Origin of the sequence: Paenibacillus hodogayensis, assembly GCF_039536325.1 — a bacterium.
Taxonomy (GTDB): domain Bacteria; phylum Bacillota; class Bacilli; order Paenibacillales; family NBRC-103111; genus Paenibacillus_AB; species Paenibacillus_AB hodogayensis.
This window is the reverse complement of sequence record NZ_BAAAYO010000016.1, coordinates 42,726-61,244: the sequence shown is the minus strand read 5'-3', so window position 1 is coordinate 61,244 and position 18,519 is coordinate 42,726. Positions and strand designations below refer to the sequence as shown.

At 54.6% G+C, this 18,519-nt stretch carries 18 protein-coding genes; 16 read left to right on the top strand and 2 right to left on the bottom strand.

The window, feature by feature from the left end:
- Positions 1-165 precede the first annotated feature (165 nt).
- Positions 166-1,419 carry a mannosyltransferase family protein gene (locus ABD796_RS30835; protein ID WP_344915720.1) on the bottom strand — a complete coding sequence of 418 codons (1,254 nt, stop codon included), beginning with the start codon at positions 1,417-1,419 and terminating at the stop codon, positions 166-168.
- Positions 1,420-1,740: 321 nt separating this feature from the next.
- Between ABD796_RS30835 and ABD796_RS30830 the strand changes: the two genes are divergently transcribed.
- The 7 genes from ABD796_RS30830 (at position 1,741) to pssA (ending at position 9,829) form a co-directional block, all read left to right on the top strand.
- Positions 1,741-2,202, top strand: a complete 462-nt coding sequence (locus ABD796_RS30830; protein ID WP_344915717.1) for a CtsR family transcriptional regulator — start codon at positions 1,741-1,743, stop codon at positions 2,200-2,202.
- 40 nt (positions 2,203-2,242) lie between these two features.
- Positions 2,243-2,761, top strand: coding sequence for a protein-arginine kinase activator protein McsA (gene mcsA, locus ABD796_RS30825; RefSeq protein ID WP_344915715.1), 519 nt, complete (start codon positions 2,243-2,245; stop codon positions 2,759-2,761).
- 60 nt (positions 2,762-2,821) lie between these two features.
- Positions 2,822-3,841 (top strand): protein-arginine kinase McsB, encoded by a 1,020-nt coding sequence (mcsB, locus tag ABD796_RS30820; protein WP_379121192.1) that lies wholly within the window; start codon positions 2,822-2,824, stop codon positions 3,839-3,841.
- A gap of 60 nt (positions 3,842-3,901) precedes the next feature.
- Positions 3,902-6,325, top strand: coding sequence for an ATP-dependent protease ATP-binding subunit ClpC (gene clpC / locus ABD796_RS30815; RefSeq protein ID WP_344915711.1), 2,424 nt, complete (start codon positions 3,902-3,904; stop codon positions 6,323-6,325).
- Between the two features lie 160 nt (positions 6,326-6,485).
- Positions 6,486-7,853 carry a DNA repair protein RadA gene (radA, locus tag ABD796_RS30810; protein WP_344915709.1) on the top strand — a complete coding sequence of 456 codons (1,368 nt, stop codon included), beginning with the start codon at positions 6,486-6,488 and terminating at the stop codon, positions 7,851-7,853.
- 41 nt (positions 7,854-7,894) lie between these two features.
- Entirely contained in the window at positions 7,895-8,971 is a 1,077-nt protein-coding gene (disA, locus tag ABD796_RS30805; RefSeq protein ID WP_344915723.1) for a DNA integrity scanning diadenylate cyclase DisA, read from the top strand.
- Positions 8,972-9,070: 99 nt separating this feature from the next.
- Complete coding sequence (gene pssA / locus ABD796_RS30800; RefSeq protein WP_344915707.1) at positions 9,071-9,829, top strand: CDP-diacylglycerol--serine O-phosphatidyltransferase; 759 nt, start codon at positions 9,071-9,073, stop codon at positions 9,827-9,829.
- 91 nt (positions 9,830-9,920) lie between these two features.
- Here the strand turns inward: pssA and ABD796_RS30795 are convergent, their stop codons facing one another.
- Entirely contained in the window at positions 9,921-10,316 is a 396-nt protein-coding gene (locus ABD796_RS30795) for a DUF1573 domain-containing protein (RefSeq protein WP_344915705.1), read from the bottom strand.
- A gap of 167 nt (positions 10,317-10,483) precedes the next feature.
- Between ABD796_RS30795 and ABD796_RS30790 the strand changes: the two genes are divergently transcribed.
- The 9 genes from ABD796_RS30790 (at position 10,484) to ABD796_RS30750 (ending at position 18,492) form a co-directional block, all read left to right on the top strand.
- Positions 10,484-11,569, top strand: a complete 1,086-nt coding sequence (locus ABD796_RS30790) for a PIN/TRAM domain-containing protein (protein ID WP_344915703.1) — start codon at positions 10,484-10,486, stop codon at positions 11,567-11,569.
- Between the two features lie 57 nt (positions 11,570-11,626).
- Complete coding sequence (gene ispD / locus ABD796_RS30785) at positions 11,627-12,349, top strand: 2-C-methyl-D-erythritol 4-phosphate cytidylyltransferase (RefSeq protein ID WP_344915701.1); 723 nt, start codon at positions 11,627-11,629, stop codon at positions 12,347-12,349.
- A complete protein-coding gene (ispF, locus tag ABD796_RS30780; protein ID WP_344915699.1) occupies positions 12,346-12,828 on the top strand; it encodes a 2-C-methyl-D-erythritol 2,4-cyclodiphosphate synthase in 483 nt (160 codons plus the stop codon). Before ispD ends, ispF begins: the two co-directional genes overlap by 4 nt.
- Positions 12,829-12,861: 33 nt before the next feature.
- Complete coding sequence (gene gltX / locus ABD796_RS30775; RefSeq protein WP_344915697.1) at positions 12,862-14,328, top strand: glutamate--tRNA ligase; 1,467 nt, start codon at positions 12,862-12,864, stop codon at positions 14,326-14,328.
- A gap of 401 nt (positions 14,329-14,729) precedes the next feature.
- Positions 14,730-15,413 carry a serine O-acetyltransferase EpsC gene (gene epsC / locus ABD796_RS30770; protein WP_379121175.1) on the top strand — a complete coding sequence of 228 codons (684 nt, stop codon included), beginning with the start codon at positions 14,730-14,732 and terminating at the stop codon, positions 15,411-15,413.
- Positions 15,394-16,791, top strand: coding sequence for a cysteine--tRNA ligase (gene cysS, locus ABD796_RS30765; RefSeq protein ID WP_344915693.1), 1,398 nt, complete (start codon positions 15,394-15,396; stop codon positions 16,789-16,791). Before epsC ends, cysS begins: the two co-directional genes overlap by 20 nt.
- A 2-nt stretch (positions 16,792-16,793) precedes the next feature.
- Positions 16,794-17,213, top strand: a complete 420-nt coding sequence (locus ABD796_RS30760; RefSeq protein WP_344915691.1) for a Mini-ribonuclease 3 — start codon at positions 16,794-16,796, stop codon at positions 17,211-17,213.
- A 3-nt stretch (positions 17,214-17,216) separates the two neighbouring features.
- A complete protein-coding gene (rlmB, locus tag ABD796_RS30755) occupies positions 17,217-17,960 on the top strand; it encodes a 23S rRNA (guanosine(2251)-2'-O)-methyltransferase RlmB (RefSeq protein ID WP_344915689.1) in 744 nt (247 codons plus the stop codon).
- 19 nt (positions 17,961-17,979) lie between these two features.
- Positions 17,980-18,492, top strand: a complete 513-nt coding sequence (locus tag ABD796_RS30750; RefSeq protein ID WP_344915687.1) for an NYN domain-containing protein — start codon at positions 17,980-17,982, stop codon at positions 18,490-18,492.
- Positions 18,493-18,519 lie beyond the last annotated feature (27 nt).

The following is an 18,519-nucleotide window of genomic DNA, read 5'->3' as shown; positions in this document are numbered from 1 at the left end:
GGACCGCAGGGTCCTGGGAGAGTAGGACGTCGCCAAGCGAACATACAAGCCTTTCCGGTTTCCCCGGAAGGGCTTTTTGCTTTCTTAGGGACATTGATGGACCACCATCGGAGTGGCTCGGCCTCTCGGTTGCCGGCGAAATAAGAAACAGCCCGATGGGTTCCATCAGGCCATGAAATAATAGTCGTTAAAAAAGCCGATCACTGTAATGATGTGGATTACCGCAAACAGCATTTTATAGGCGAACCGCGCATTGTCCCTGCTGGTGGTCAGCCTGACCGTGTACAAATAGAATGGGATGCACACCATCATATAACGTACGACGCTTGCCAAATAAAACGGCTGGCTAGAGAAGGGAATAACGATCAGCAGCGCGCCGTAGACCCACAGCAGGAGCTGCCGGGGCTCGCGAATCAGCTCCTTGCCGCGCAAAATCAAGAACCCGAGGTAGACCAGGATAACGGCAGTCGACATGACAAAGGCCAGCAGACCGTTGTCCCATCCTCCCGGGGCCATGAAGTAAGGCTTTTGGAAATAATGCGCGTAATTCGTGAAAGGCAATGCGGTCTGGCGGTACCAGGAGCTTTGCTCATGGAAGGGGGCGAGCCAGTCACCCGTCCGAATTTTCATAAACAGCAAGTACAGGCCTATCGGAAGCAAAGATAACAGTCCGTATGACGCCAGACGGAGATGGCGTTTTGTCAACGGGAACCGTTCGTTTAGCAAAACCATGCCTGCTACAAAGAACAGATTCATCACGCCGGGCACCCGGGTTACCGTGGATAAGCCGGCAGCGATAAAGGCCAGAGCGTATCGCTTATCCGAAGAGTAGTAAAGCGAAGCAGCGGATAGGAGCAGAAACAAGCTTTCCGTGTAAGGCAGCGAATAAAACAAGGACGTCGGGTAGAGCAGCATCAACACGAGCACCGCTCGTGTTTGAGATTCGTCCAAGTTTTGTTGGCGGCATATTCCGAATACGTACAGCAAGGCTGCAAAAAAGAAAACATTCGAAAGCAAGCTGCCAACGATCGTCAAGCTGGTAAGGCCGAACAGTCCGGTCAAAGCCGCCGCCGCTCTCAAAACCAGTGGGTATAGCGGGAAAAACACCCAATTGGCGGGCGGATGCGGCTCCTCGATCCGGTAACGGTCGTAGCCGTGAACGGCAATGTCGAAGTAGGCGAAGCTGTCGAACTTGGCAAAGTCTTTCTCATTGGGCCAGCGCGTATCGCTCAGGTCAAAGGGCAGCTTCATCGCTCTTTCCGGCACTACACCCGGCCCTTGCTGAATATAGACCGGCGGTTCGGTATAGGCGGCAAATAAATTGGTCCCGACATACCCGGCGAATAAAATTAGAATGCGGCTAATAAGGAAAAGTCCCGCTATGGATCGTAAGGAACGACCCGTCAACCCCCGAATCATGCAATTCCTCCATTCTCTTCTTATTTGTACCCCTAACAGACGCGTATCAATCGGTTCGGGAACTGCCTGATTCGGACATGCCGCTCAAAATACATGAATTGGTCGGTTCTAGCCCGGTAAACCGGGGTAAATGTGTATATACTGATTGTACGACAGGATCGAGCGACAATGGATTAAGAAATTATTGATCCTCGAACACTTGGCAAACCGGGAAAAACGAGTTATAATAAGTCCAAAGTCAAAGAAAGTCAAAGTCAGAATGATTGAACTTTCCGACTTTTTCCTATCAGCGGCTTAACATGAAGGTGGAGGGTTCATTTGATGCGTAATGTCTCCGATATCATCGAACAATATCTGAAGAACATTTTGCAGCAAAGCCCGAGTGGAGTCGTCGATCTGCAAAGAAGCGAACTGGCCGACCGGTTCCAGTGCGTTCCGTCGCAAATCAATTATGTGATTAGCACGCGGTTCACATTGGAAAAAGGGTATTTGGTCGAAAGCAAAAGAGGCGGGGGAGGATACATCCGTATTCAACAGGTAGAGCTTCCTTCTAAAGAAGCGATCCACGTGCATATTTTTAACACGGTCGGGTCTCAGATCGATCAATCATCGGCGGAAGGAATCATTTATCAGTTGGCGGAAGGCCGGTTTATTACGGATCGGGAAGCGAACCTGCTTAAGGCGGCCGTTTCCAGGGATGTTCTGAACTTGAAGCTTCCGTTGCGGGATGAAATTCGGGCAAGCTTGTTAAAAGCTATGCTGATTTCCCTGTTAAGCAAGTAAGCGAGAGAAGTCGGATGAAACTGGAGGAGGGAAAGCAACCGTGCTTTGCCAGGAATGCAATAAGAAACCGGCAACGCTGCATTTCACGAAAATCATCCATGGAGAGAAGACCGAATTCCATATTTGCGAATCGTGCGCCCGCGAGAAAGGCGAACTGATTCCGGGAACGCCGAACGGTTTTTCCATCCATAACTTGTTGTCCGGCTTGCTTGACTTCGATCCGAATACGCTTGGCAACAAGCCGCAGACGACTCTCCGCTGCGATAATTGCGGACTTACTTACAGTCAGTTCAGCAAAATCGGCAGGTTCGGATGCAGCTCCTGCTACGAGCATTTTTCCGAAAGGCTGGACCCGTTGTTCAAGCGAGTACACGGCAACAATGTTCACGTAGGCAAAGTGCCGAAACGTTCAGGGGGCCTGATTCAATATAAGCGGGAAATCGATAAGCTCAAAAACGATATCCAGGTTCGCATCTCGCGAGAAGAATTCGAGCAGGCGGCCAAAATTCGCGATCAAATCCGCGAGCTGGAATCCAAGCTGAATCGGTCGAACGCATAGGGAAAGGGGCAATCGAAGTTGGATCGGTCGAACATTTTCGCGCAAGCGCTCAGTGACTGGATGAAGGGCAACAGCCCGGACTCGGACGTTGTGATCAGTACCCGGATACGTCTCGCCCGAAACTTGTTGAACCTGCCTTTCCCGATGCTGGCGACCAATGCACAATCGCAGGAAGTGTTGGAACAGCTCGTGAAGGTATTGAAAAGCGATGAGCTTCAGCAAATCAGTCCGATGGAGCTGTTCATTCTCGATGAGCTTGACGAGCTGCAAAGAAAGGTGCTCGTGGAGAAACATCTGATCAGTCCGAACCTCGCTAACGAATCGCGCAACGGTGCGGTCATGATTAGCGATAACGAATCGGTCAGCATCATGGTGAACGAAGAGGATCATTTGCGCATACAGTGCCTAAGCCCCGGATTTCAAATCCGCGAAGCTTGGGATGTAGCCAATCGGATCGACGATGTATTCGAATCGCAGGTCGATTATGCTTTTGAGGAGCGGCATGGCTTTTTGACCAGCTGCCCTACGAACGTAGGGACCGGTATTCGCGCTTCGGTGATGATGCATCTGCCTGCGCTTGTGCTGACTCAGCAGATGAACCGGATTTTACAAGCAATCAATCAGGTCGGCTTGGCGGTCCGAGGCATATACGGCGAAGGCAGCGAAGCGATCGGCAACGTATTCCAGGTGTCGAACCAAATAACGCTTGGACAGTCAGAGGAAGAAATTATCGACAATTTGCATAGCGTGGCCAAACAAATCATCGAGCATGAACGGGCGGCCCGGCAGAAGCTGCTTGCCGAGTCGAGAATACGCGTTACCGACCGCGTAAAACGGTCATATGGGATTTTATCCCATGCTGCGATTATGGATTCGAAGGAGGCTTCCCAGCGGCTGTCCGATGTCAGGTTGGGCGTCGATCTCGGGCTGCTGGACGGAGTTTCTCCCCATGCGCTGAACGAACTGATGGTCATGACCCAGCCGGGATTTTTGCAGCAATATGCCAGAACGAAGCTGTCGGCTGACGACAGGGACGTCCGGAGAGCGGAACTGATCCGCGACAAAATTGCCGGCGCTTAATGGAATAGCGATGTTTCGTTGCAAACCAACTTTGGATAATGAATCGTGGAGGTGTTTTACATGATGTTTGGAAGATTCACGGAACGTGCGCAAAAGGTGTTGGCGTTGGCTCAGGAAGAGGCGGTGCGCCTCGGCCACAACAATATCGGGACGGAGCATATTCTGCTTGGCCTTATTCGCGAAGGAGAAGGCATTGCCGCCAAAGCGCTCGTCGCATTGGGCTTGAGTCTGGAGAAAATTCAGGACGAAGTGGAATCGCTCATCGGTCGCGGTCAAGAGCAGCCGAACAGCATCGCTTACACTCCGCGAGCGAAAAAGGTTATCGAGCTTTCCATGGACGAGGCCCGGAAGCTGGGTCATACGTACGTGGGAACGGAGCATATTTTGCTCGGACTGATCCGCGAAGGAGAAGGTGTAGCGGCTCGCGTGCTGAACAATTTGGGCGTAAGCTTGAACAAAGCTCGGCAGCAAGTGCTTCAACTGCTCGGCAGCAGCGAAGCAGTGTCGTCCAGCCATTCCACTCCGGCCAACGTCAATACGCCTACGCTTGACGGGCTGGCTCGTGATCTGACGGCTTATGCCAAGGAAGGCAATCTCGACCCGGTCATCGGGCGCAGTAAAGAAATCGAGCGCGTGATCCAAGTACTGAGCCGCCGGACCAAAAACAATCCGGTACTGATCGGGGAGCCGGGCGTCGGGAAAACCGCCATTGCCGAGGGCTTGGCGCAAAAAATCGTGCAAAACGAAATACCCGAGACGCTGCGCGACAAGCGCGTCATGACGCTCGATATGGGTTCGGTTGTAGCTGGCACGAAATACCGCGGCGAGTTCGAAGATCGTCTGAAAAAGATTATGGACGAAATTCGCGCGGCAGGTAACATTATCTTGTTCATTGACGAACTGCATACGCTGATCGGCGCAGGCGGGGCTGAAGGCGCCATCGATGCGTCCAACATCTTGAAGCCGGCTTTGGCCCGCGGCGAGCTGCAGTGCATCGGAGCTACGACATTGGATGAATACCGCAAATATATCGAGAAGGACGCTGCCCTGGAGCGCCGGTTCCAACCGATTACGGTGGATCAGCCGACGCCGGAAGAAGCGATTCAAATTTTGCACGGGTTGCGCGATCGATACGAAGCCCATCACCGTGTAAAAATTACCGATGAAGCGATCGAGCAGGCCGTAAAGCTGTCCGACCGGTACATCTCCGACCGGTTCCTGCCGGATAAGGCGATCGATCTGATCGACGAAGCCAGCTCGAAAGTACGGCTCCGTTCGTACACCATACCGCCTAACTTGAAGCAGCTTGAAGTACAGCTGGAAAATATACGCAAGGAAAAGGACGCTGCCGTCCAAAGCCAGGAGTTCGAGAAAGCTGCTTCGCTGCGCGACACCGAGCAAAAGATGCGCGACGAGCTGGACTTGACAAAGAACGAATGGAAAGAAAAACAAGGGCGAACCGACTCGGAAGTGACGCCGGACGACATCGCCCAGGTCGTTGCAAGCTGGACCGGAATTCCGGTGGTCAAGATGGCCGAAGAAGAAACGGAACGTTTGCTGAGAATGGAAAGCATTCTGCATGAGCGCGTCATCGGTCAGGACGAAGCGGTGAAGGCGGTCAGCCGGGCGATCCGTCGGGCCAGAGCGGGTCTGAAAGATCCGAAGCGGCCGATGGGCTCGTTTATTTTCCTCGGCCCTACCGGGGTCGGTAAAACCGAGCTGGCGAGAGCGTTGGCCGAGTCGTTGTTCGGCGACGAGAATGCGGTCATTCGTATCGATATGTCGGAATATATGGAGAAGCATTCGACTTCGCGTCTCGTCGGAGCGCCTCCGGGATATGTCGGTTACGAAGAAGGCGGTCAGTTGACGGAGAAAGTGCGCCGCAAGCCTTATTCGGTCGTGCTGCTGGACGAAATCGAGAAGGCTCATCCCGAAGTGTTCAACATTTTGCTGCAAGTGCTGGAAGACGGTCGACTTACCGATTCCAAGGGCCGTACGGTCGACTTCCGCAATACGCTGATCATCATGACCTCCAACGTAGGCGCGGAGATGATCAAGAAGAACTCCACGCTCGGCTTTATGGCCGCCGCCGACGCGGGGCATGATTACAACAATATGAAGGACAAAGTCATGGGCGAGCTGAAGAAAAGCTTCCGTCCGGAGTTCCTGAACCGGATCGATGAAATCATCGTGTTCCATTCGCTGGAGCAAGAGCATATCGCCCGTATTGTGAGCCTCATGTCGGATGAGCTGAGCAAGCGTCTGCGCGAGCAAAGCGTCGAGTTCACGCTGACCGATAAAGGCAAGGCGTTCCTGGCGAAGGAAGGCTTCGATCCGACTTATGGAGCGAGACCGCTGCGTCGCGCCATCCAGAAGCATATCGAGGATCGGCTGTCTGAGGAACTGCTGCGCGGCAGCATCGCCAAAGGCGACACGCTGACGATTGATGAAGTCGACGGCGAGCTGGTTGTCACGAAAAATTAAGAACATGTGCGATTAAATAAGCAAGGCATTCCGGTTAATCCTTCGGGGTAATCGGGGTGCCTTTTTTTTGCGAGAAAGGTCGTGTCTGGCGGGCGGGGTTTTCATTGCATTCGCGAAGTGGTACACTTTGGGTATAATTGGCTAAACGAGGGACGTGCATATGTCGAAAGTCAAAACGAAATTTTGCTGTCAGGAATGCGGCACGGAATCGCCGAAATGGCTGGGCAAATGCCCCGGCTGCAACGCTTGGAACACGATGGTGGAGCAGGTGGAGGTGACCGGGAAGTCGAGAGGCTTCCAGTCGTCTTTAACCCAGAAGAAAGAAAAGGCCACTTCGATCATACATATAGAAAGCAGTCTGGAAAACCGGATACTGTCGCAAATGGGTGAACTGAACCGGGTGCTCGGCGGCGGTGTCGTACCGGGCTCGCTGATTTTGGTCGGCGGAGACCCGGGCATCGGCAAGTCGACGCTGCTGCTGCAGATGTCGCACCAGATGACCGAGGTCGGTTTGAAGGTGCTCTACATATCGGGGGAAGAATCGGTTCGTCAGCTCAGGCTGCGTGCCGACCGTCTCGATGCTTTGTCGGATCAGCTGTTCGTATTGTGCGAGACGAATATGGAAAGTATTGAAGAAGCGATTGACGACATGCAGCCTGATTTTATCGTGGTCGATTCAATTCAGACCGTCTTCCATCCGGCGGTTACGTCGGCGCCTGGCAGCGTCTCGCAAGTTCGCGAATGTACGGGGCACTTTATGCGCATAGCTAAAATCAAAGGAATCGCGACCGTGCTTGTCGGTCATGTGACCAAGGAGGGCGCTATCGCGGGTCCGCGGCTGCTGGAGCATATGGTGGATTGCGTGCTCTATTTCGAAGGGGAGCGCCATCACTCGTACCGTCTGCTGCGGGCGGTCAAGAACCGGTTCGGCTCCACCAACGAGATGGGAATTTTCGAAATGATCGGAAACGGTCTGAGAGAAGTCACCAATCCGTCCGAGCTGTTCTTGTCCGAGCGGCCGCTGGGCGTATCCGGCTCTACGGTCGTAGCCAGCATGGAAGGTACTCGTCCGGTACTCGTCGAGCTGCAGGCTCTCGTATCGAGCACGAATTTCCCAAGCCCCCGGCGCATGTCGGCAGGTATCGATCATAACCGGCTTTCGCTGATTATTGCCGTTCTCGAGAAGCGGGTCGGGATGTTTTTGCAAAACCAGGACGCTTACTTGAATGTGGCGGGAGGAGTCAAGCTGGATGAGCCTGCCGTCGATCTGGCAGCAGCGGTCGCCATCGCGTCGAGCTTCAAGGATCGACCTACACAGCCGTATGATGTCGTATTCGGCGAAATCGGTCTGACCGGCGAAGTTCGCGGGGTGTCGCGGATCGATCAGCGGGTCAAGGAAGCGCAGAAACTTGGTTTCCGGCGAATCATCATGCCCCGCAAAAGCATGAAGGGGTGGACTCCCCCGGAAGGTATCGAGATTATTGGCGTCGAGACAGTCGCGGAAGCGTTGACGGCCGCGCTGGACTGACCTTAGGGAACGAGCGAAGCACGAAGGAGGACATAGACGTGATGAAGGACGACACGAAGCGGGACGTCATGACGCAAATATTGCAGTTGGTCGCTCCCGGAACTCCTTTTCGCGAGGGGCTGGAAAACGTGCTGCGGGCCAAAACCGGCGCACTAATTGTCGTCGGCTACAGTCCGGGCGTGATGGAAATCGTCGATGGAGGGTTTTCCATCAACTGCGATTTTTCGCCGAATTATTTGTACGAGCTCGCCAAGATGGACGGAGCTATCATCTTGAGCGAGGATCTGAAACGAATTTTGTATGCTAACACGCAGTTAATCCCCCATTCGTCGATTTCGTCCATTGAGACGGGGATTCGCCACCGGACCGCGGAGCGGGTAGCCAAGCAGACCGGCAAGCTTGTCGTATCGATCTCCCAGCGCCGGAATATTATTACGGTGTATCAGGGCAATTTGCGCTATGCGCTTAAAGATATCGGCGTTATCTTGACCAAGGCGAATCAGGCGATTCAGACGCTGGAAAAATACCGCGCGGTGCTGGACCAGTCGCTGACCAATCTGGGCGCGGCGGAATTCGAGGAGCTGGTCACTTTGTACGAAGTGACCGGGGTCATTCAGCGGCTGGAAATGGCGCTGCGCGTCAAGGCGGAAATCAAACGCTACATTATCGAATTGGGCACCGAAGGCCGTCTTATCAGCATGCAGCTGGAGGAGCTTGTCGGCAATCTGGAGCAGGAGGCGGTGCTGCTCATCAAGGACTACTGCCGCGACTGCCAGGACGAGAAGCTTAAGGAAATCGCCGTCGGCTTAAAAAAACTCAATGCCGAAGAACTGCTGGACCCGCAGCATATCGTGCGCATGCTCGGTTATCCGCATACGAACACGATGCTCGAGGAGCCGGTCTCCCCGCGCGGTTATCGATTGCTGCATAAGCTGCCGCGCTTGCCTGGCGTAATCGTGCATAACCTCGTGGAACGGTTCGAGCGGCTGCCGCATATCGTTATGGCGACGTTCGAAGAATTGGACGAAGTGGACGGGATCGGAGAAGTCCGCGCCCGCGCAATCAAGGACGGGCTCAAGCGGATCAAGGAACAATTGTTCATTGACAGACATATATGAGTTGACCTACAATCAGAAGATAGGTTCGCATTACTCATGGGCGCTTAGGTTGCTTTGCGCGGTTTTGGGGCATAGTATAGGGTAGAGGTGGAGCCTTTCATGATCAGAAATTCAATTCCCAGCATGTTTACGGTAGGTAATCTGTTTCTGGGGATTATAGCGATTATTTTGGCGTTTAATTCCGGTGCCGATAATAAAAATGCCGAGCTGGCAGCGATCTTCGTCATTGTGGCGATGCTGCTGGACGGGCTGGATGGCCGTGTGGCAAGAGCCTTGAACGCGCAAAGCGAATTCGGCAAAGAGCTGGATTCGTTATCCGACGTGATCTCGTTCGGCGTTGCACCGGCTTTTATTATGTATGTGGTGGCGTTCCAGAGCATGGAGGCATCCGCTCTGGCTTGGGTCGTTACGGCTATTTTTCCGATCTGCGGCGCCTTGCGGCTGGCCCGCTTCAACGTGGTTGCCGGGACGCCTGGATTTTTTATCGGTCTCCCGATTCCGGCTGCCGGCAGCGTGCTGAGCACGCTCGCTTTGTTCCATAAAGAAATTCCTTCGGCTATCCTTCTGGCCAGTACGATCGTATTGTCGTTCTTGATGGTCAGTACGGTCAAATACCCGAATTTCAAAAAAGTCGGCATTCCCAAGACAGCCTTGTGGGTAACGCCGATCATCGTCGCTGGCGCGGTAACGCTGGCCGTCATTTATCCCGGCCTGTTATCCAAGCTGATTTTTATCCCTCTGCTTATTTACGCGTTGTATGGTTTGAACGGCCTAAAAAAAAACGCTAGACGTTTATTCCGGCGGAGAAAACGTATGAATACGATCGACGAGCCGACCAAAAGCGAAACGCACGGATGACGAATTGTCGAACATAACGGCACGAAAATAAAAAGCATTTATTTTCTGAATTTCAGAAAATAAATGCTTTTTTTCATACCCGCAAAACGTTCTACGACAAGTTGAACAAGCCGAGCGTGGAGCATTTCTGCGATTCTTTGGACAGGATATCGTCAAGATCCAGATCGAGCAAATTGCACATGGCGGACAAATAGAACAAATGTTTGCCTATCTGAACGGTAATGGCGTCTACGCAATTTTCGCATAGCGTCCCGTTCACATGAGTCTGAATCAAGGATTTGGCTTCTTCCAGCGTGACGTTGTCGGGATAGGGCTGTTTATTCGCTTGTAGCGAAATGCAGCCGCATTCGGTGACCGACTTGATGACGCTGCGGTTGACGGAGGCGTTGGATTGCTGCGCCTTGGATAAGACGTCAAGCAAACTTCGGTGACGGAGTAGCAAATCGGAAACTTGCTCTTGAAACTGCTTTAAGGTTAAGCCGCTCATTCCATTCACCCCGAGTTTCCATAATCTCACTACGGTTCATTATAAAAGAATCTACGGCAAAGTTCAATTTACCGGAAAAAGTTTGCGCGCCCGGATTAGGTGCGGACAAATTGGTTCATAATTGGTAATGGGAATTAAACAATAAATAGGGTTGGAGGTGAACATTGATGGCAAAGCGTCAACTTCCGTTATTGCTGGCTTTGGCGGGAGGTTTGGTCGGATACCGTTGGAGTGGAGCGTTCGAGCAATTTTTGTTAAGCATAGCAGGGCCCTTGACCGGAATCAAGCACATCGCAGGATATACATATTGGGCAACCGGGTGCGGAGCCTTGGTGTTCTATGGAGCGGCCGTTTGGCTGTTCGGGTACGGAGCGAACCGGCTTCGGACGTGGGAGGACCGTGTCGTCAAGACGCCTATTCTCGATTTGATCTCGGGTGTGGGCGGGCTGATCGTCGGATTGACCATCTCTGCTCTGCTGATGCCGGCTTTGGGGAGAGCGGGTTCTCTCGGAACGGCGCTGATGTACGCCAGTACGGCTCTTTTGGGAATATGCGGCTTCCGGATCGGCTACCAGAAGCGGGAAGATTTGCTTTCCGCGATAACATCCGGCTTTGTGGATAAGAAAAAGGCAGGACCGCAGAAGGACGAGCATAAAATTTTGGACACCAGCGTTATTATTGACGGACGTATCGCCGATATTTGCAAAACCGGCTTTATTGAAGGAACGCTCGTTATTCCCGAATTCGTGCTGGAGGAGCTGCAGCATATCGCCGATTCGTCGGATTTGCTGAAGCGCAATCGCGGACGCCGCGGTCTGGATATTTTGAATAAAATCCAGAAGGAGCTCGACGTCAAAGTATTGATTTACGAAGGCGATTTCGAGGAAATTTCCGAGGTGGACAGCAAGCTGGTCCGATTGGCCAAAGCTTTGCAGGGCAAAGTGATCACGAACGATTTTAACCTGAACAAAGTTTGCGAGCTGCAGGGCGTATCGGTGCTCAACATCAACGATTTGGCCAATGCGGTCAAGCCGGTCGTGCTGCCGGGCGAAGAAATCCTCGTGCAGGTAATCAAGGACGGCAAGGAGCACGGTCAAGGCGTCGCCTACCTGGACGACGGAACGATGATCGTCGTGGAAGGCGGCAGGGAGTATATCGGCGCCACGATCGAAGTGCTGGTCACGAGCGTGCTGCAGACGTCCGCAGGACGGATGATCTTCGCCAAGCCGAAACTGTTGGAAAAAGCGCAGTAAAACGATTATGATAGAGAGTGTCTATCATCGTCAATACAGTGGGGCAGGGAAGAGGCAATGAAAAGAAACGGCGCGGTCATCGTGGCGGCGGGCAAGGGAAGCCGGATGGGTTCGTCCGAAAGCAAACAATACTTGCACTTGCAAGGCAAACCGATCCTCGTGCATACGTTGGAGCGATTCCAGCAGATGCCTCAGATCGAAGCGATCGTGCTGGTCACGGGAAGCGAAGATATCGGTCGCTGCGTCACCTACGTAGAGCAATACGGGCTGACCAAGGTGGTCGCGGTTGCCGCGGGCGGCGCGGAGCGTCAACAGTCGGTGCGCATCGGTCTCGAGCGGCTGCCGGAAGGATTGGATGTCGTGGCGGTACACGACGGCGTTCGTCCGTTCGTCACGGAAGCCAAGACGGCGGAATGCCTGGATAAAGCATATGAAGCCGGGGGAGCGGTTCTGGCCGTACCGGTCAAGGATACGATTAAAGTGGTCGACCCTTCCGGCATGATCGATTCGACGCCGGAGCGCAATAGCTTGTGGGCGGTGCAAACCCCACAAGCTTTTCGGCTTGGACTATTGCGTCAGGCGCATGACAAGGCCGCGCAGGACGGCTTCTGTGGTACCGACGACGCCATGCTGGTGGAACGGATCGGCCATTCGGTTTATGTAGTGGAAGGGGACTACACCAATATCAAGATTACGACCCCGGACGACTTGCTGTGGGCGGAACGGCTGTTGGAGCAGGAGCAGCAGCAAGGGCAAGGGGAAAAGGGGGAGCGCTCATGATTCGAGTCGGACAAGGCTTTGACGTGCATCAGCTGGTGGAGGGTCGTCCTTGCATCATTGGAGGGGTAACCATTCCGTACGAGAAAGGACTGCTCGGGCATTCCGACGCCGACGTGCTGCTGCATGCGATCAGCGACGCCATTCTCGGCGCGCTCGGCCAAGGCGATATCGGCAAGCATTTTCCGGATACGGACGCGGCTTATAAAGATGCCGACAGCGTTAAACTGTTGGAGCAAGTATGGCAGATCGCCAAACGGATGGGCTATAAGCTCGGCAATATCGATTCCACGATTATCGCCCAGAAGCCGAAGATGGCGCCATACATTCCGCAGATGGCGGAGTTGATCGCTAACGTGCTGGGAGCGGACGTGGCGCAAGTAAACGTCAAGGCGACGACGACCGAGCAGCTAGGCTTTACCGGGAGGGGCGAGGGAATCGCCGCCCAATCGGTTGTTTGTTTGCAGAAAGTTGTGCTATGATCGTTGGAAAGCTGACACAAGGGGAGCATGGCAATGACTAGACCGATTCGCGTTCGTTACGCACCGAGTCCGACCGGCCATCTGCATATCGGAAACGCCCGGACCGCGCTGTTCAATTATTTGTTCGCCCGGCATTATAACGGCAAATTCATTATCCGGATCGAGGACACCGACATTCAGCGCAATGTGCCCGGCGGAGTGGAAAACCAGCTCACTTATTTGAAATGGCTGGGGATCGACTGGGACGAAAGCGTGGACGTAGGCGGCCCTTACGGCCCTTACCGTCAGACCGAGCGGCTTGAGCTGTACCGCGATTACGCCAACCAGCTGATCGCGTCCGGCCGCGCTTACTTGTGCTACTGTACGGAGGAAGAACTCGAGCGCGAGCGCGAAGAGCAAACCGCCCGCGGCGAGACGCCCCGCTATTCCGGCAAGCACCGGAATTTGACGGCGGAACAGCGCAGCGCCTTCGAGGCCGAAGGACGCGTGCCAAGCATCCGCTTCCGCGTGGAGGAAGGCAAGACGTATGCGTTTCAAGACTTGGTGAAGGGCGATATCTCGTTCGAATCGGATGGCATCGGCGACTTCGTTATTGTGAAGAAGGATGGGATTGCCACCTATAATTTCGCGGTTGTCGTAGACGACTACAAAATGGAAATCTCCCACGTGCTGCGGGGCGAGGACCACATATCCAACACGCCGCGCCAGCTGATGATTTACGAAGCGCTGGGCTGGGAGCCGCCGCAGTTTGCGCATATGACGCTGATCGTCAATGAGCAGCGGAAGAAGCTGAGCAAGCGGGACGGATCGATCATTCAGTTCATCGAGCAGTACGACGATCTCGGCTATTTGCCGGAGTCGATGTTTAACTTCATCGCTTTGCTCGGCTGGTCGCCGGAGGGCGAGAACGAAATGTTTACGCGCGACGAGCTGGTCGCGGCGTTCGATGCGGCCCGGTTGTCGAAGAGCCCGGCCATGTTCGATACGAACAAGCTCGGCTGGATGAACAATTATTATTTGAAGAAGGCCGATGCGAACCGTGTTGCCGAACTGGCTCTTCCCCATCTGCGCAAGGCGGGGCTTGTGCCGGAGCAGTTGGACGAAGCGCAGCTGGAATGGACGCGGGCGCTGGTGGCGCTCTATCAGGAGCAGATGAATTGCGGAGCCGATATCGTGCCGCTGACGACCGTATTTTTCGAACCGGAACCGCACTACGACGAAGAAGGGAGCGCCCTGCTTGCCGAGAGCCACGTACCGGTCGTGCTGCGCTGTTTTCTCGGCCTGGTCGAGGAGTCGTCGGCATTCACGCCGGAAGCGATCCAGGCCATGCTGAAGACGGTACAGAAGGAAACCGGTTTTAAAGGAAAGCAGCTGTTCATGCCGGTGCGCGTAGCCTTGACCGGGCAGATGCACGGACGCGATCTGAACCAGACGCTCTCGCTGCTTGGGCAAAACCGCGTCGTGGAGCGGCTGCGAAAGCTGTTGTCAGACATGGGCTGATATTGTATACTTGGTTTAATTTCAAAATGGATAGAAGTTGCGAAAGGCATCGATCGGGAAAGTACGTCACGGCAGGTTTTACAGAGAGGGCAATCGGCGCGAGAAGCAGCCGGCTGCAAGTTGCCCATTCCCGCCGGAAACGGAAATGCGCCCGTGAGCCGCATAGCCGAGCTGTTCTTCGATGAGCAAGGTAGGCTATGCCGTTAATCCGCGTTAAGGATATGAAGAGGGACGAACTTTCAGTCCGTGCGCAGAAGCGTTCGGAAGGAAAGACGTCCAAGCAGAGTGGAACCGCGTACCCACGTCTCTGCAGCCCCTTTGGCTGCAGGGGCGTTTTTTGTTGTATTTTGACGGAATCGGGGAGTTGGGTGCCACATTCAGCTAAGAAAGCAGGTGAGTCCATGTTCCGCAGCATGAGATCGGATATTCAGGCCGTATTCGACAACGACCCGGCCGCCCGCAGCGTCTTCGAGGTGGTGTTCACTTATTCCGGGCTGCATGCCGTATGGGCGCACCGGGTCGCGCATTGGTTATTCCGGCACAAATGGTTGACTGTCGCGAGGATCGTCTCGCAGATCAGCCGGTTTATGACCGGCATCGAAATACATCCGGGCGCGCGAATCGGCAAACGGTTGTTTATCGATCACGGCATGGGTGTCGTCATCGGAGAAACATGCGAAATCGGCGACGATGTGGTATTGTATCAGGGGGTCACTTTAGGCGGGAACGGTAAAGAGAAAGGGAAGCGTCACCCGACGATCGGCAACAATGTATTCATTTCGTCAGGCGCAAAAATCATAGGTTCGTTTCGAATCGGCGACAACTCGAAAATTGGAGCCAACGCAGTCGTTCTGTCCGAAGTGCCGCCGAACAGCACCGTTGTCGGCTACAAGGCGCGCATCGTCAAACGGGATGGCGTCAGCCTGAGCAAGCTGGATAACGACAAGCTGCCCGATCCGTTAATCGAGACGCTGAATAGCATGGACAAACAAATCCGCGAACTGAAAGCGGAAGTCGAGCGGCTGCAAGGCGAGCTGCAGAGATCAAATGGAGGGATCGGCCAATATGAGTCTAAAAGTGTATAACACAATGACTCGCAGCAAGGAAACGTTCGTGCCGTTAACACCCGGCAAAGTGAACATGTATGTTTGTGGTCCTACCGTATACGACTATATTCATATAGGCAATGCCAGACCGGCGATTTTTTTCGACATCGTCCGTCGGTATTTGGAAATGAGCGGTTACGAGGTGCAGTATGTCGTCAACTTTACCGATGTCGACGACAAACTGATCCGCAAGGCCGAGCAGTCCGGGGAGACGGTGCCGCAAATAGCCGAAAAATTTATCGCCGCTTATCACGAGGATATCGAAGCTCTCGGCATCCGCAAAGCCGACCGGAATCCGCGGGTGACGGAAAATATAGACGAGATCGTTTCGTTCATCGAAGCGCTCGTCGATAAAGGCTTTGCTTACGCAAGCGGCGGAGACGTTTATTTCCGGACGGAAAAGTTCGAGGAATACGGCAAGCTGTCTCATCAGAACCTGAGCGAGCTGCAGTTCGGCATCCGGGTGGAGGTCGGTGAGCGCAAGGAAAATCCGCAAGATTTCGTTTTGTGGAAAGGCGCCAAGCCGGGCGAAATCCATTGGCCCAGCCCCTGGGGGGAAGGCCGTCCGGGCTGGCATATCGAATGCTCCGCGATGGCGCGCAAATATTTGGGCGAAACGCTCGATATTCACGGCGGCGGGCACGACTTGCAATTTCCTCATCACGAATGCGAGATCGCCCAGTCCGAATGTATGACGGGCCAGCCGTTGGCCCATTACTGGATGCATAACGGCTATATTCATATCAACAACGAGAAAATGTCCAAGTCGCTCGGAAACGGCATTACGGTCCACCAGCTGGTTCAGCAGGTGAAGCCGCAGACGCTGCGCTTCTTCTTTCTCTCAACGCATTACCGCAATCCGCTCAACTTCAGCGAAGAGGGGCTGGAGCAGGCTGGCGGCGGTTTGGATCGCATCGAGAACGGTGTGGCCAACCTGCGCCATCGGATCACGGTCGCCCCGCAAGGCGAGATCGACGGCCGGGTATACGAGGCGGTCCGGCGGATCAAAGGCCAGTTCCGCGAGAAAATGGACGACGATTTCAACACCCCCGACGCATTGACGGCCGTGTTCGATCTGATCTCGGAAAGCAACACCTATCTCAAAACGGCGGACGCCAATGCGGATACGCTCCGGCTTCTGTTGGACACGCTAGAAGAATGGAACAACGTGCTGGGCATATTGTCCGAACCGGCGGAGGAACTGCTGGATGAAGAGGTCGAGCGGCTGATCGTCGAACGGACCGAGGCAAGGAAAAGCAAAAACTGGGCACGCGCCGACGAGATTCGCGATCTGCTGACCGAGAAGGGGATCCAGCTTGAGGATACGCCGCAGGGCTTGCGCTGGCGCCGGAAATGACGATGGATGCGATGGATGGTCGTTTGTTCGTTTTCAGTCCGGCCAAGGAGCCGGCGCAGCTAAGCCCGCTCGTCCTCGCTTATATGGGGGACGCGGTGTTCGAGATGGCAGTCCGGCAATACGTCATCTCCCAACCCAATCACCGGCCGAACCATTTGCACCGCGAGGCGGTCAAATTTGTCTCGGCCAAGGCGCAGGCGGCCTCGCTGCACAAGCTGCTGCCGCTGTTGACCGACGAGGAGTCGGACATCGTGAAGCGCGGCCGCAATGCCAAATCAGGCACCGTTCCGCGGAACGCGGACGTGCTCGATTATCGTCACAGTACGGCGTTCGAATGTCTGATCGGCTATTTGTATTATAAAAAGCAGTTCGATCGGCTCGGAGAGCTTCTTGGGCTGATCCTGAACGGAGCGGAGGGGTAACGAATGGAAGAATGGATTGCCGGCAAACACTCCGTCCTGGAGGCGCTCCGGTCGGGAAGAACGATCCACAAAATATGGATCGCGGAGCAAGCGCAGAAGCACCACTCGCAGCCGATCGTGGCCGAGGCGAGAAAGCAAAACATCGTCATTCAGTTTGCCGATAAGCGGAAGCTGGACCAACTCGTTAGCGACGTGCCCCATCAGGGCGTGGTCGCCCAAGTAGCCGCGCACGATTACGTAGAGGTCGGCGATCTATTGGAAAAAGCGCGTGCACGCGGAGAGAAGCCGTTCCTGATCGTGCTGGACGAGATCGAAGACCCGCATAATCTCGGCTCGATATTGCGCAGCGCCGATTGTACGGGCGTACACGGGGTGATCATTCCGAAGCGGCGTTCCGTCGGCTTGACGGCAACCGTGTCGAAAACGTCGGCCGGAGCGGTCGAATACGTCCCCGTGGCGCGCGTGACGAACATAGCCCAAACCATCGACGCTTTGAAGGAAGAGGGGATCTGGGTGGCCGGAGCGGACGTCGAGGCCAGCCAACTGGTCTACGACGCCGACTTCACCATGCCGCTCGCGATCGTCATCGGCAACGAGAATCGCGGAATCGGCCGGCTGATCAAAGAGAAATGCGATTTTCTGATCAAGCTCCCAATGGCCGGCCAAATCAATTCGTTGAACGCCTCGGTCGCCGCTTCGGTATTCATGTACGAGGTCGTCCGTCAACGCGGCGCCGGCGCGTCTTGAGAGCGGCTGTCCGCGACGGATGAAACAGGTTGTCATAGTCGACGGCTATAATATCATCGGGGCTTGGCCGGAACTGGAAAAGTTGAAGGAACACAGTCTGGAAGAGGCGCGCGACAAGCTGATCGACATGCTCGCCGACTACCAGGCCTACAAGGGCAACAAAGTTTATATCGTCTTCGACGCCTATCAGGTTCCGGGGCTCGGAGGAAAATACCGGCAGCGGCATATCGAAGTGCTGTATACGCGGGAAAAGGAAACCGCCGATGCGCGGATCGAGCGGCTGGTCGCCGAGTTGCGCGGAAGAAGGGTTCAGATTCATGTGGCTACGTCCGACGCGGTCGAGCAGCACGTGACGTTCGGCCAGGGGGCGCTTCGGTTGCCGGCAAGAGAGCTGCTGCACACCATTCGCGAGATTCGCAAGGAGATTCGCGCCAAAATCCAGGAAACGACTTCGCCGGCCAAAAACACGGTCGACAGCAAGCTGTCCGACGAGCTTCGCGAGAAGTTCGAAAAGTGGCGGCGCGGCCTCTAGCGCGCGGTTGACGATATTAGATTACAT

Coding starts and splice junctions, on each gene's coding strand:
- ABD796_RS30835 (WP_344915720.1), bottom strand. CDS start 1,419: ATGATTCGGGGGTTGACGGGTCGTTCCTTACGATCCATAGCGGGACTT.
- ABD796_RS30830 (WP_344915717.1), top strand. CDS start 1,741: ATGCGTAATGTCTCCGATATCATCGAACAATATCTGAAGAACATTTTG.
- mcsB (WP_379121192.1), top strand. CDS start 2,822: ATGAAGGGCAACAGCCCGGACTCGGACGTTGTGATCAGTACCCGGATA.
- clpC (WP_344915711.1), top strand. CDS start 3,902: ATGATGTTTGGAAGATTCACGGAACGTGCGCAAAAGGTGTTGGCGTTG.
- radA (WP_344915709.1), top strand. CDS start 6,486: ATGTCGAAAGTCAAAACGAAATTTTGCTGTCAGGAATGCGGCACGGAA.
- disA (WP_344915723.1), top strand. CDS start 7,895: ATGAAGGACGACACGAAGCGGGACGTCATGACGCAAATATTGCAGTTG.
- pssA (WP_344915707.1), top strand. CDS start 9,071: ATGATCAGAAATTCAATTCCCAGCATGTTTACGGTAGGTAATCTGTTT.
- ABD796_RS30795 (WP_344915705.1), bottom strand. CDS start 10,316: ATGAGCGGCTTAACCTTAAAGCAGTTTCAAGAGCAAGTTTCCGATTTG.
- ABD796_RS30790 (WP_344915703.1), top strand. CDS start 10,484: ATGGCAAAGCGTCAACTTCCGTTATTGCTGGCTTTGGCGGGAGGTTTG.
- ispD (WP_344915701.1), top strand. CDS start 11,627: ATGAAAAGAAACGGCGCGGTCATCGTGGCGGCGGGCAAGGGAAGCCGG.
- ispF (WP_344915699.1), top strand. CDS start 12,346: ATGATTCGAGTCGGACAAGGCTTTGACGTGCATCAGCTGGTGGAGGGT.
- gltX (WP_344915697.1), top strand. CDS start 12,862: ATGACTAGACCGATTCGCGTTCGTTACGCACCGAGTCCGACCGGCCAT.
- epsC (WP_379121175.1), top strand. CDS start 14,730: ATGTTCCGCAGCATGAGATCGGATATTCAGGCCGTATTCGACAACGAC.
- cysS (WP_344915693.1), top strand. CDS start 15,394: ATGAGTCTAAAAGTGTATAACACAATGACTCGCAGCAAGGAAACGTTC.
- ABD796_RS30760 (WP_344915691.1), top strand. CDS start 16,794: ATGGATGCGATGGATGGTCGTTTGTTCGTTTTCAGTCCGGCCAAGGAG.
- rlmB (WP_344915689.1), top strand. CDS start 17,217: ATGGAAGAATGGATTGCCGGCAAACACTCCGTCCTGGAGGCGCTCCGG.
- ABD796_RS30750 (WP_344915687.1), top strand. CDS start 17,980: ATGAAACAGGTTGTCATAGTCGACGGCTATAATATCATCGGGGCTTGG.